The organism is Candidatus Ichthyocystis hellenicum, from assembly GCF_001460935.1.
Classification (GTDB): domain Bacteria; phylum Pseudomonadota; class Gammaproteobacteria; order Burkholderiales; family 2013Ark19i; genus Ichthyocystis; species Ichthyocystis hellenicum.
In genome coordinates this window covers 867252-882740 of sequence record NZ_LN906597.1, presented here as the reverse complement: position 1 = coordinate 882740, position 15489 = coordinate 867252, and the positions used below count along the sequence as shown (strand labels likewise).

7 protein-coding genes are annotated in these 15489 nt (G+C 35.0%); all 7 read right to left on the bottom strand.

What is annotated here, in order from left to right; genetic code table 11:
- Window positions 1-146: 146 nt before the first annotated feature.
- Window positions 147-3497 carry a hypothetical protein gene (locus Arg41_RS04055; protein ID WP_092343500.1) on the bottom strand — a complete coding sequence of 1117 codons (3351 nt, stop codon included), beginning with the start codon at window positions 3495-3497 and terminating at the stop codon, window positions 147-149.
- A gap of 2593 nt (window positions 3498-6090) precedes the next feature.
- Complete coding sequence (locus tag Arg41_RS08330) at window positions 6091-8148, bottom strand: hypothetical protein (RefSeq protein ID WP_092490494.1); 2058 nt, start codon at window positions 8146-8148, stop codon at window positions 6091-6093.
- Between the two features lie 330 nt (window positions 8149-8478).
- On the bottom strand, window positions 8479-9792 hold the full coding sequence (locus tag Arg41_RS04045) for a hypothetical protein (protein ID WP_092490493.1): 1314 nt from the start codon (window positions 9790-9792) through the stop codon (window positions 8479-8481).
- Window positions 9793-11179: 1387 nt separating this feature from the next.
- A complete protein-coding gene (locus Arg41_RS04040) occupies window positions 11180-13120 on the bottom strand; it encodes a ribonuclease R family protein (RefSeq protein ID WP_092343243.1) in 1941 nt (646 codons plus the stop codon).
- 73 nt (window positions 13121-13193) lie between these two features.
- Complete coding sequence (locus Arg41_RS04035) at window positions 13194-13715, bottom strand: PilZ domain-containing protein (protein ID WP_157722264.1); 522 nt, start codon at window positions 13713-13715, stop codon at window positions 13194-13196.
- Window positions 13716-13739: 24 nt separating this feature from the next.
- Window positions 13740-14834 (bottom strand): DNA polymerase III delta subunit-related protein, encoded by a 1095-nt coding sequence (locus tag Arg41_RS04030; protein ID WP_092343241.1) that lies wholly within the window; start codon window positions 14832-14834, stop codon window positions 13740-13742.
- A gap of 5 nt (window positions 14835-14839) precedes the next feature.
- On the bottom strand, window positions 14840-15472 hold the full coding sequence (gene tmk, locus Arg41_RS04025; RefSeq protein ID WP_092343240.1) for a dTMP kinase: 633 nt from the start codon (window positions 15470-15472) through the stop codon (window positions 14840-14842).
- Between the last annotated feature and the right edge of the window lie 17 nt (window positions 15473-15489).

Genomic DNA, 15489 nt, shown 5'->3' with positions numbered 1-15489 from the left:
TTAAGACAACCAAAACACATGTAACACAATCAAACTACAAACCCTGCCCAATTCAATAAAGGACAATCTCAACATGGGCAATGCTAAAACTATCACTCACGCACTATTCCAACTAAGCAGGAATGCTAATAAAATTAAATAGCTACCTAACAAACATGTTTTTTCTCAAGCACACTTGAGAAAAAATCTAGCTTTGCACTAGATACAATTTGATCATGTTGACCAGAAACATACACATATACATATTTTAACAAGTTACGTTTTTCCTCATCACTAATTATCCTAATACCATCATCCCATACAAAAAAATCAGATAAAAAATGATCCAACTCATCCATAAATTTAGATAAAACACGTCCAGATGCAGACCTAAATTCATCCCCCATCATACAATCAAGATCATAAAAATCTAAAACAAGATAATCGCTTTTATGCATACCATTGATAAGATCAGTAACAACGTCCCGCGCATCACCCAAACTACTCTCAACCCTAGCTTCTACGGCTCTAACATGATCTTTATCAATATATAAATTACCAAATTTGACAAATTCATCAGGAATACAATCATATAAACCCAGCTCGCTATCATCATTACATAAATCCACAACACCATCATTTCTCATGTTAGTATTAAAACTTCCTCCCTTCGTAGAACTGAGAATGCTATTCCATATGTCACTAGCCAAAGAAACCAATTCTATATTAATCCACCTTCTAATGTTTTCTAAAACAGCTGATATCTCATCATCAGTAATTTTTCTATCATTAACGTAATCAACAATCACACGCGCTCTAGACAAAACTCCCTCTATAAATCTATGTTCGCTTTCTACAAGAGATTTAATTTCTTTTCTAGCAATCGGTAACAATATAGACGATACCTCTGACCAACCTTTAGCATTAGTAAAACCACCTTCCTTTAACGTATGCCTATCATTAATAATTTCATAAAATTTATCATATATGATATCTCCTATCTTAGACAAAAATCCATTTCGTATATTTAAAATGTCGACATTATCACTTTTACTTATATTTAATCCCAAACGAATACTAGTAAGTAATTCAACTGTACCTAATTTTAGGTTGCGCCTTGCAGAACCAAGCACATCCAACCATGATAACCTAATACACTTCCTTAACTCTTTTCCTAAATATTTCTTAGAAATAATCCTTATATTATTTTTTTCATAATCTGTAATTCTTCTAAAATTACAAAATAATTGCGAATCTGCATAAACAACAACACGACATTTAGACAAGATACAATCTAGCTCCATATATTGACAATTGATAATTGATTTCACTGATTTTAATGCAATTGGTAATAGGTAACTGGAAACTAAATTCCATGGAGATTCAGACAAAACCGAGCTGTCAGGAAGAATATGCTTTCTTTCCAGCATATAGAAAAAAACACCTCTAACATAAATCCTAATATCACTCAAAAATCTTCTTCTAGCTAATAAAATCATATTCCTATCATCGGGGCAAAGATTTAATCCCCATGTATTAGTAACTTTCCCTAGCCTTACCGTACTTGAAGAAGTACGTCCTAAATCCGCAGATGAAGAAGATTCTGCCTCCCCAGTAAGATCTACAACCACTGAAGAAAAATTACCATCAAGTGTCGATTGAGCAGGCAAAGTAGAAGAAGCCATCTCATTGGAAAGACCTTCCCTAGATAACTCTGAAATCTCACCGCCAATGTATCCTGAGATACAATTTTTACTCCTAATCTTAATCAAACTACGCCACGATTTTCTAAACAAAGATTCTAGTCGAACATCAAAAAAATTACTAATGATACTCATAATTTGTTTTTTTTCCTCGAGAGTAACATCCCTAAAACTACCAGAAAAATCCAAATTACCACAGGCACTACCAGAACTTTCTACTATGCGTGATTTAGATAATACCTGAGAAATTTTATTGAGCTCTTCATCAACAAACGGTCTGACCTCTTCTTGAATAATTGGGTGAATTTCCTTAGCAACTTTACTCCAAGAAACATCTCTAATAATCGTACCATCCGAAAATACATACTTCTCTTCTAAAATTTTGTAAAACTTATTCATAACGACTTCAACAACATTTGAAAAAAACTTTTTCCTCATGAATGAAATTTTACTACTGTCATCAGGATGAAGATTAGACAAACAAGCAATTACTTTATCTGCCCTACCAATAGATTCTACTTTCAATAAATAATTCTTAGATCTTTCTAATTTACAACGAAAATCTCCAAGCACAATACAATTATCACTAGTTAATCTATCATATACTAAGCCATGCATATAACTGATAATTTTATCACGAAGTAATAGCCTATTCAGAGGATCATCTTCAGTGCTAATATCATGCTGATTACATATTATTATTTCCGTCAAAAAATCATTAAGTTTACCTGCAATTGATTTTTCAAATATATTTTTATAAAATTCCTCTTCAATTAAGTTCAGTATTTCCGCTCGTAACTTTTTAAGATCCCTAACTGTAGGATAACCATAATCATGAACATCTTTATATTTGGAACTAACAATATTTTTTAATACAAAAGAACATTCATCAATGAAAGCTGACACCATACAATCTATCTTATAACTTGCCATAAACGATATACATACCCCAAACCTACTGCTTAAGGAAACAGGATGAACAACCTTAGGTGTACCAGACCCATCATTAGAAGCAGCATAAATAAAACTATCACTGCAACTAACATTAGGAAAAGACAATAAGAAGATCTTATTTTTATCAAAAAAATTTCTGTAATAAATTTCTTCCTTTATCATTAAAATGCTCTCCAAGACAGAAACAGAGTATAAAAAAAACCGTTCCATATCTAGGCACTTCATTTCACATCCAGTGCTATCCTCAACTTCAATGTCGTTATTACAATAAACAACCTTGCCTTCAGAAATGCTTTTTACCATTGAAGGTATAAAATCAGACTGCAGGATTGAAATACAGTCTGGTCTAAAATTAAGTTTATACCTGCTAATAAACGATAAAACTTCGTCCTCCAAATTTGTTACAGTGCCACTAAGTGAATCTCTTAAAAAATTAAAACTATCATCTAGCACAGATAGAGCATTATCAACTACATCTATAAAATTCATCTTGTATTTATTCATAGATGACAAAAAACTTTCAGTAAGACAGTATCCTTTTTTTGTAGCATATAATTGAAAAAATCTACGGTCACAAACCTCATCTATCGATTTAACATGCAAACAACACTCGTCCTCAACACCTATATTTTGTTGAGTAAATAAAATATGTAAAGATGGAACATTATTTACATTGCCATATCCATCACTATTCTTGGCAGATAAAATACCTATATCATCATTGTGATCAAATAAACTTTGAGTTATATTTGCAGTATAATTATTATCGCTCGTAGATTCGCCTTCATTTAATCCACGATATAAATCGCAGGCAATCTGATCAGAACGGCATTTCAATTCATGCACCTGTAAATTGTCCATATTACAATTACCCTAATTTTCAATGAAATAAAAATATAAAAACGCATTGCATTAACAATGAGGGCCTAATTCTACTACAATTAATTATGCAAAATGTATGCAATTATTTTGATAATCCACATAGATTATCAAAATAATGATCAGCACTACAATTACTAGCATAAAAAAAATTTTATATCTCTCATTTTTTATTATAAATTATAGTATCTGCATAGATTCGCAAACAACCCTGACGATCTTTTATCACCTAACCTTGCGCGAGGAGCAGTAGCTCTAAATTATACCTAACCAAATCAACCGCAACCATCAATATTTTACTCGTGCCGAGCACACTACAACATTTAGGTGATTCAAACACTGGACACTAAAATTACTCAATGTAATGACCTATAAAGACCTATAATTTTTGGATTTTCAAAGGCCGTACAAAAGCACAATCAAATTACCCAACAACAGACACCTATCCTAGATGAACAGATGTTAAAATCATAAATGGACACACAACATCTAGGAACAGACTACATTATAAAGCTATCCAATTAAATAGAAAGGGATAACTCTAAATTAAAATAACTATAAAAAACAAGACTAAGTATACTTGTTAACAATTGATTCAAATAACAATGCACCAGTAATACCATCCTTACACCTATCAATACCTCCCATAAATCATGGTAAAATATGTAGCACTTCATCATATGTGTATAGCTATAGTAAATATAACAGATAACGTTCTATCTGCAAATAATCTATAACAAGTTTTACTTATAACTGGTAGCAGTGTACCCAAAACATGTTCAAAATAAACTAAATATACATCTGTACCATATACATCCGTACCAACACATTGTTCCCAAAAAAATTATAATCACTAGGCACTAAAATAACTCATGATCAAATGTTGATTTACTAAAGTAATTAATTGAAATAAAATTATACTAATAATCAGTGATAGATATAGGAAACACAATTTCATTATACTTAGGAAGGCATGTGGTCAAAGATGACGAATATCACTTAGTAATAGTGGCGCTATACTAACGATATGCATCAACAGACTATTACCCCCCCCCCTCAATAATTTTCATACCATACAACTTTTATTTATGCTGCAGTAACCCATCAGCTGTAACTATGGTAGTAACAAAAATTTATTGTCCTCTATTAACACTATAAAACAAACCTAAACATAGGTCACTAACAAGATTCGCAATATCCGTTTTAGCAACAAATAATAGATCAAAAAACAGAAGCCATGACCTATATTTATCAATCATATCTAAAAGCTCAAATTTAATTTTTAGAAAATTCCGTCAGAAACATAATTTCTGATAGATAAATCTACATTTTTATAGTAAAAATTAATGTTAGTAAAAAGCAAACTTCCATAAGTCATACTATATTTGCTCCCACTCCCAAATTAATATTTTCAAATACAGTAATTCCTAGAAAATAATAGCCGTAGATTAACAAAAATTAACTCAATTTTCTTTTTGGAATATATAAACACTAATTTGCAATTATCATAGGCCTTATAAGTAAAACGTTCAAAGCAATTAACCATATTAATAAGAATAAGACTTTCTTTAAAAATTCCGCAAAATTTATTATGTACTCAATTTATAACATTAGAAGAAAAATATATCCCTAAAAACAAATACGATGCTCAACGTCAGAGTAAATACCAAACCATAACTTTCAATTAGTAATAATTACATCCTTATAGGTAAAAAGGACCTGTTTCTCAATAAGCAAATATTAAATAATATAATTTTATTAACAAAAAAATACTACCTTGGAAGTCATTTACTGATTCAATTTAACTACCTATTATTAATTCATTAGAAAATATATATCTAGTTTCCTATTTATCAATTATTAAATTGTATTCTTTTGCAATCAAACATATTAATTTATTGTCAATATTTTTAAAATTATTAATATAATCAAATAATAATCATTAATACATGATGGTATTTTTTGATGAAGTTTCCAATGGTGACATCACGACTAGTAATAGTCATAAGATAATTGCACAAACCTTACATAAAATTGAATGCAGCTAAATTATGTCTATCATATCAATACCACATTACATAAAATAAATACTATATTTTACCTATTTACAAACCCATCCTTATATTTATTAACAGCATATTAAAGATTAAGTAAAACTTACACTATTTAGTTTATATATAACAATTACGGAAATTAATTTATTCACAGACATAAAAATTATGTGATACTCATAATTATAATTATGCAAAAATTAAATACCTTTAAGTTAATCGCAGACAAAACTTGCAGAACTAATGCTATAATTTTATTTATAATAAAAAACGCATCCCTTGACTAGGGGCATACAAATTATCGCTATTACCAATTAGAAATTAAGCATCACGCAAACAAATATTTCAAAAAATTACCTAGCACAAAGCCATTAACTATAAGTAATAACAGGCACCAACTAACTAGACAAAAATACATCAGAACACTGCAAAAGAAAAAAACACATCCCTCTACAACAACACATATCATTACTAATACATCCAATCTAATAGGTCCATACTCTATACATAGTTTTCTATGTACTCTATTTTTTTCCCAATCGATAAATCATAGTTTCAATTAAATCATCTACATACTTGATTTGCTGGTCAAAAACAGAATCAACTAACTCTTCTAAAAATTGTAGCTTATCACTATCAGTGCATTTTTCTTTACTATAAGAATAAGATACACCAATACGATTCCACATAGTACTTGTAATTAGATCCATTAGGCGAGAAGAAAATTTTCTACTGTAATCTATTAATCTAGACCTAACTAGATCAATACAGGAAGAAGAACCTGTAGCAATACCCTGAACAACAGCTGTCTCCACATTAAATGTCATGGATGCAACATCAACATAAAATACATCCAATGAATTTGAAATAAGTCTACTTATACTACGCACATCTTTGTCCATAATCAAAAATCCCTGAGACTCAAAATGTTTAAATTTATCAGCCAAAAAATTACTATTACTATCTGAATAATTATCAGGTTTATCTGAAAAACAAAAACGATCCTCAACATATGGGGGAACACTTTCAGATGAGCGGCCTGCAGTATCACTATAAGTGATTGAATAGTCGGTAGAAGATACGGCAACATGTGAATCTGGCCTGTAACAATAACCAATGGTTGCATCAGAAGTGGACATATCATATTGGTAAGATACATGGGCTTCAGGTACACCTGAACTAGCTGCTAATGCAGAAACATGCGGAGCTAGAACATGGTGATAAGATGCCGCTGAATTAGCTGACGCCCCCGCGGCATATTGATCCATGCCATGAGAGTAAGACTCCGCTGCATTAGATAATGCCGGAACAACATATTGATCTGATAAATTATAATAAGATGCAGCTGAATTAGATGATGCTGCAACAACATACTGATCTGGTAAATGATAATTAGACGATGCTACATAATCATATTGGCCTAGGCCATAATAAGATGTCTCTAAATTAGGTAATGTTTGCATAGCATATTGATCTAATACATAATAAGGAGCCAGAGGTGCAGATGGTGTCATATCATATGTGTACGGCACAACATAGGAAAACGTTTCCGGACTAACCGGACTTACAAAAGTATCATCCATTTCACCAGAAATAGAAAACGAAACGGCACGAGAAGATGAAACAGAACTAAAATCACTCCCTAAAGAAAAATTACGAACTACAACTGAATCATTAAGTGTACTGCAAACATCAGATGAAATATTGATACTAGACACAGTTGTAGAAGCACTATTAGGAATTGCAGCAACTGCAGTAGTTTTTGGGGTTAATGTTGCAACAGTGTCACGTTTATCATAATTACGAGAAGACGAAGATGTATTATAAGATGGAGGCGTACGGTAGGACGGAGCTGTACGGTAAGATGGAGCTGTACGGTAAGATGGAGCTGTACGGTAAGATGGAGCTGTACGATAAGACGGAGTTGTACGGTAAGACGGAGTTGTACGGTAGGACGGAGTTACACTAGACTCTGAAACAACACTAACACCACTACTCGAGACAAGACTACGACGTGCACCACAAACAGCAGATGAAATATTTACACTGGACACAGTTCTAGAAACAATATCAGACGTAACAGCAATTGAAGCATCCACACTAGTAACAGTTGGTGCAGTTGGTGCAGTTGGTGCAGTTGGTGCAGTTGGTGCAGTTGGTGCAGTTGGTGCAGTTGGTGCAGTTGGTGCAGTTGGTGCAGTTGGTGCAGTTGGTGCAGTTGGTGCAGTTGGTGCAATTAGTGCAGTTGGTAAAGTTGGTAAAATTACACTAGCAGCAGTAGTTGTATTAGATTCTCGTTCATCATAACTATGAACGCATAAAGATTGCAGATACTCAGAAGAGTTCGTAGTTCTCAACAAAGAATCACTCACGGGCCAAGAAAGGCTAGATGAAGGATAGTAAATTCCAGAAAAACAACCTAAATTTGGTATAATAATAGGAACTATAGTTGTTGGTTCGATCATAAGAACAAGATCTCTTACTGCTGAAAGATCTCCTACTGCTGAATCATCGTCAGCAGTATCCGTATAGGGAACAACGGACGAAGCATCGCTTCCTGCACCATACAAATCTCGACACAAATCAAACCTCCCACATAAGCATATAGAATACTGACTAAATTTATAACTTATTAATAAAGTCGCTATTTTAATTCACCAACACAGCACCACAAGATAGCCTAATAGTTACAACTCAAAAAACACAACTATGTAGAATCTTCACATGAGATGAGAGCACATCACATAAACAATTACCCTAATTGCTAATATCATGTTCATAATGCACTACACACTGTTTAGTACGAGAAAAAAAATCGCAATAAACATAACGGCAGCTGCAGATAAAGCTTCAGATAAAAATATTATCACTTATTAACAAGACAACAAAAAACCGTAACACTGCAACAAAATCTATTTTTTATCACCACTGGCATCAGTTGCATGATTCTTATTCATTGCGCTAGAAACAACCACCCTCTGCGGAGTAGCCATATCCTGCGGGACAAACATAGCGCGCGGAGAAAACACAGCACGTGGGACAGGCATTGCCTGCGGGGCAAACATTGCCTGCGGGGCAAACATTGCCTGCGGGGTAAACATTGCCTGCGGGACAAACATTGCCTGCGGGGCAGGCATTGCATGCGGGGCAAACATCGCATGCGGAGCGGACATAGCAGCATGCGGGGCAGGCATTGCCTGCGGAGCGGACATTGCCTGCGGAGCGGACATTGCCTGCGGAGCGGACATTGCAGCATGCGGGGCAGGCATTGCAGAAATATTAGCAGCAACATTAGTAATGCCACTAGCATCAATTACACCACCAGAATTAACTTCACCATAGTTAGGAAGAACATCACCATAACCATAAGAAGCAACTATAGCACGGTGACAATTGTAAACAATCTGATGATAGGAAACGACTTGAAAACAAGCTAATCGCTGAGTCCTCAACAACGTTTCTCGATAAGTATCAATAGAAATACCATGAGGCAAAGAACCAACTGGACTAGGACCTCCTACTCCAGAAGCATTTGCACTAGAAAAATTAGAATGTGAACCATAATTTCCACAGGGGTGAAATGTATTATCGCTGGAAGAAGTACCTGAAGGAATTGAATGATTAAAATGACTTGAACGATCAGCACGTGATGAACGACCAGAACGTGCTGATCGACCAACACGTGACGAACGACCAACACGTGACGAACGACCAACACGTGACGAACGACCAGTACGCAATGAACTATCCGAACCACCTTGACCTTCACTACAAGAAGCAGATGGAGCTTCTATACAACAGGTAGCTGTATCTTCCATGCAAGAAGTAGTAGAGGTTTCAGTGCAAGAAATAGTAGGAGATTCTATACGAGAAGAGGTAGGATTTTCAGCATGAGAAACAGTGGCAGCCTCACCGCAAGAAGAAGCAGAAACTTCACTGCAAGAAACTCCTTCATTAGAATTAGCTACAAAATCATTAGCTATGACTACGACGTCAGTACCAATATCTGCACAAGAATCAAAACACAAAGATCGAGCATAACCATCAGGAAGAACAGTACGAGATGAAGATACCAATGAAGTAAGTGACCCAGACTCAGATCTCACGCTACCAAGATTTGAATCATCTGAAACAGTATTTACAACTACTGCACTATCATCACCACTTTCAGCAGCAGCACTAGATGCAACAGAACCACCACTCAAACTAAATCTACCATTACTCATATATAATAATGTCCATGTAAATAAACTCTGAAACAAACTACGGAGATGATCCTCCCCCTCAACGAAAAGGCTTAAAATAAAATTATCACACCGAAGAAGAATCATTGTCTCACAAACTAACTAGACGATATAATAACAATGTCCTTTACAAGCACGTTAAAAACACAATAAATTTAGCAGCCACAAAAAAATCTCCGTATGTTAATCAATGCAAAAATCATAAAATTACCAATACTCACTAGTTACGCCAATTTAAAAAAATCAATAATACATTACTCAAAAATATCTCATTAACATAATAACAAAGTACCAGATAGTAAATTAGCAAACACACAATAAATATCAACGTTCTATAAAAAATAGCACAGTCAACGTTACTGAAAACAAAATCGTGTTACTTAGTAAAAATAATATTACTTAGTTAAAACAGAAGGAATAAACTACACCTACACTACTACACCATGATCGATCTCATGTGATACAAAACACTTAAGGACATTAGAAAAAACAATGATTATCGAGTAGACAAACTGCAAACAAAAAAATCTATCAACGCACTAACAACACTTAGTACCAACAGTATTTTATTAAGACGAGAAACTAAACATTAACTACACGACTCACTTCATCAAATACACTAAATTCGCAAAAGATAGTCACCAAAGCAGCCATAAAAATATATTCATTATATCTATAACTAAAATCACTGAAACACTTAATGTATCCTAACGACTAACTATAAATCATCTATAATAGACAATCCCAAAAAATACAACAAAGACTACAAACAAAAATAAACGTTCAAATAAATTCGTGCCAAAATAGTCGTACAACATAAAAAACAACCATGAGTAAATGATCACAAACTGCTAATAAAACACAAGGCATGAACCAATTGCTCACCACACCACCAGCCCAGCATAAAGTTACCAGAGGAATATTAATCATGAAACATCAAACACTGCCTAGACCTAACAGAAATAATCTTAAATTTTAAGATGTTGATAACACAAACCAAAATACACAAGGTACCACCAGAAACCTCACCCCGTAGTAATAAAAAACATACATGCACATAAACATAAGTGAATAAATAATACCAAATAGATACCAATTTTTCACGGCAACATTGACATAACGTTAAATTAACAAAATTATTACACCTACACCAAAAATCCTAAAAACATGTAAGATAACCAACTGTGCAATGATAATATGATTCAATTTGATGAAAAATGTAATAATTGGTAGTTTGTCCATATTAGGGCACAACAATCACCATTGTGCTACAATAGGATATCCAGATGACAAAAAGATTACATAATAGTGAGTTATTCGTTTAAGATATTTAATATATTTAATCTATAATACTATCTCTTACTTTAATCTAATCTCTAAAACTACCTTCCCTATCAATAACTTTTTTTTTCAATTTATCTCTATTAAGTAATGATAAATAAATTCTTCTCATACTCAAATCAACATCCTTTACCTGAACATTTACACGATCACCCAAACAGAATGCAGCACCACTACGATTACCGATAAGCCTGAATCGACATGCATCAAAAATAAAATAATCTCTACCAAGTTTAGAAATATGAACCAATCCTTCAATTGGATAGTCATCAAGTAAAACAAATAAACCCATTTCAGTAACAGAAGAAATAGTGCCAGAAAATTTCTTATCAATATGAGAAACCATGAAGCAACACTTCAGAAAGCTGGTAATATAGCGAGAAGCACTCTCAGAAACTCTTTCCTTCATTGAGCAATGCTCGAGGTATTCTGTTAAATTAAATTTTATGTTTGACTTCCCGTATAGATAGCAATCCAATGCCCTTTGCACAAGCAAATCAGGATACCTACGAATAGGCGAGGTAAAATGAGTATATTCCTTCAAAGATAGTCCGAAATGACCTTCATTTCTATCGCAATACACGGCATGCTGCATCGATCGAAGAAAGTATAATTGCAAATGTGGCAAGGAAAGATTTGACAGCGAATCAAGAATCCTCTGCATGCCCTTTGAGGTTGTTAACCCGTCAAATAAAGATCCCATGCCAAACAATGACAAAAATTGCTTCAACAAAGGCATGCTATCCTTAGAGACACCTTCGTGATTTCTATACACAGATCCAGGCAAATTTTTCAAGGACAAAAAATTAGCTACGCAAGTATTAGCAGCCAACATGCATTGCTCTATCATCTCCTCAGAAGCATAACGTGTGTGGTTATAAACATCACACACTCTGCCATTATCATATTCAAAGTAAACAGCCGGAGTATTAAAATTTAACATCCCCCTTTGCTTCGCACTATTTTTCAGAATAGTGAACACATCAAAAAGTATACCCATCAATGGCAATAATTCAGGAAGAACATCATTACTGGAACCATCCCAACAATTTTGCACAGATCGATAAGTTAACCTCTGACAAGACTTAATCTTTGCTGGATATATACGATAAGAAACAATTGGGTCGTTAATTCTTGAATCTATCATCATATCGCAGCATAAAACCAATCTTACCTTCTGCGGACACAGAGAACACAAGTCTTCTGAGAGCGTAGGAGGCAGCATGGGAATAACGGTAGAAGGAAAATACATAGACGTTGCACGCTGATAAGCTTCTTCATCTATAGCACTATTCCAGGATACGTAAGAAGAAACATGAGCAACGGCAACTACTAACCGGAACAGGTTTGATTTTTTTTCGGCAAAAACAGCATCATCAAAATCTTTAGCATCGTCGCCATCAATAGTAACAAAAGAATAGTCAGTAAGATCGACTCGATCCTTCACAGGATCGACGAACACCTTAAGTTGTTCCAAATCAGAATCTACTAATGAAGGAAAAGACCGTGGCAACTGAAAAACTGAAATCGTACGTTCAATAGCTTGGGATAGTAAAAAATTATCCTCAAAAGTAGAAATAACCTCACCTACGTAGTAGCCTTTCTTTTTTTTATAGGACTTAATAAGTACATTGGCTCGTGACCTATCATTTATGGTTCGGAGCACAAATCCAGAAACATCTATGACTCTATCCGATAAATCTCGCTCTTCTGGAATCGCCCAGTATTTATTATTGATCTCAGAAAAATAACATACACAGGTTTGAGTAGAATTAATATGGCTAATAAATTTAACCACATCGGACTTTGAACAAACTCTTTCAGCAAAACACATATCGCCAGGCCAAACAAGCGATCTCTCCACCCCTTCTAGAATAAAACGCCCGTGATGACCAACCATCTCAACCACAATTCGTTCAGGCTGAATTCGTCGAACAATAACCCTATGCGTAGTTGGTACAGTAGACAATCACCATTCCTCTCACCTTCTCACAAATACCGCGATACCTATCGTACCCTAATCAAAATGCACGAAAGAAATTTTACGATGGAAAAGGAAAAACTGCGTATTTCTTTACCTTATCAACTCGCTTACTTAGGTATGCATTAATTTTTTCACGCAATTCAAGGGAAGAAGAACTATCATCTTCAATCGATAGACCAACCCCCTGAGTACGGCGATCCTCAGCATTTTTGGGGACAATCCACACCACCTTAGTGTTTACTGAATAACGTTCCTTACTACCTGAAGGCATTTTAACCGATAACTTAACAACATCACCCAAAGAAAAAGATTTATCAGTTTCGATGAAAAAACCATCATTCTTGAAAAACGTAACAAAAGAGGATATCAATTTCCTTCCATCTGAAATATCCAAATCAAGAGACAAATGGTTGGAACCCTCTTCCTCATCTGATGAGGATGGAGCATCAACTTTCTTTGCTGAATCGACCAAAGAATAACCACCACCAGTAGTTAAAGAAAACTCAGAAGGGGATGATTCCAGCTGTGAGTTCATAATATTCTCAACTCCATTTAAGTATTTAGATTTATTCGAAAACACAACTCCACAGTGTACCCCAAACATCTAACGTAATGGGTGATAAACCATAATATGATCAAGGATTAATTCTTGATTCAACGCAGTATGAATTAAGGAACGTGCTTCCTGGATACAATCAATAAAGCGTAGCCAAGCCAGTAATCCACACTTTTTTTGCTGCAACGACAACTTCTCGGCATCAGAACCCCAGTAAACACCAAGATGCTTATGAACCATAACTACTAGGATATCAAGCAAAACAGATACTGCTTGATGAGAGGTCAAAAATTTCCCCCATTTCTGCATAATAACCCTACAAGATGAAGTAACAACCCAAAAGTCCAGAGGGCGACGAAACAAGTTATCACGAACCTCCATAATCAAATTACCTGTTTCTGTAATCATAAGTAACAGGGCATAGAAAGGTCGGTGGTAAACAATAAACTCAGCAGAAGAAGAAAGCAATGCCGATACAGACGTAGGTATTGATAAATTTGACAACCATTTTTCTATAGCATCCGGTCGGGGAGATGGAACACGCCAATGTATTTGGCAACGACTTAAAAGAGTGGCTTTAAGACGATGAGGAGAATAGCTCATAAGAACGAATGTAGTTTCAGACACTGGCTCCTCTAGGGTCTTTAAAAGAGCCTGAAGAGCATTGTCAGTCAACGATTCCACCGGAGCAATAAAAACGACTCGACGACCACGATATGTAGACAATGAGAAAAAATGAGTCAGCTCTCGTACACGATCCACAGAAATACCGCCCATTGATTTACTCTTATCTTCAGCATATGAAGAAACAACAAAAGACGGCAAAAACTCTAGTAGGTGAGAACTTGACAACAAACACCTAAAGTCTGGATGAGAGTCTGCTGATGCCCAACGGCACCCAACACAACATCCACAAGGATAGACAGAACAGTCATCTTTCTCGCACAACAGCCCAATACTAACCAAATGAGCCAATTTAAAAAGACCAGTAAGTGTTAACCCTGACAATAGAACAACCTGAACCGGCTTGAGTCTTAATGACTTCATCAAACTCTTATATTCGGTAACATGCCAAGGAAATAAGAAATAGGGATCAGAGCACTGTTCATTGCACAAATCATACCAATAACCATCCTCCAGCATATAATCTACCCCGACGTAACAGTAGAAGGTATAACACCACGATCAACAAGGACAGTACTCATAATACGGCGGATAGAATCCACAGACTGAGACGCATCAACTACTACGAAACGAGAGGGATCCTCACTAATACGCCGTTGATAAACATCGCGAACACGGGAAAAAAAATCATCTTTCTGTAACTCAAAACGATCAGAAAGCTTAATATTCAATCGTTTTCGCAAAATATCAATAGGGGCATCAAGAAAAAAAGTCAAATCAACAGCAGGTAAATATAAATTCTGTTCAATAGCAGAAATCCTTTGATAAGACATGCCCCGCCCACCACTTTGGTAAGCATAAGTAGCATCCATAAAGCGCTCGCACACCACATCTCTACCCAAGGTCAGAGCAGGCAAGATCTTCTCGTAAACATGCTGAATCCGAATAGAAAATATTAGGAAAAGCTCAGCCTCAACACAAATATCTAAATTGAGGAAGAAAGATCTCAATTGTTCACCATAAGAAGTCCCTCCTGGTTCACGAGTAGCGGTAACAGAACGACCGTTTTGCCTCAGATAATCAGACAACCACGAAGCTTGGCTACTCTTCCCAACACCATCAAGACCCTCCAATGTTATAAAATATCCTTTTTTCACACAATAATCTCAACAAA

Bases quoted from the DNA above. Each gene is read 5' to 3' on its own strand.
- Arg41_RS04055 (WP_092343500.1), bottom strand. From the start codon at position 3,497: ATGGACAATTTACAGGTGCATGAATTGAAATGCCGTTCTGATCAGATT.
- Arg41_RS04045 (WP_092490493.1), bottom strand. From the start codon at position 9,792: ATGAGTAATGGTAGATTTAGTTTGAGTGGTGGTTCTGTTGCATCTAGT.
- Arg41_RS04030 (WP_092343241.1), bottom strand. From the start codon at position 14,834: ATGCTGGAGGATGGTTATTGGTATGATTTGTGCAATGAACAGTGCTCT.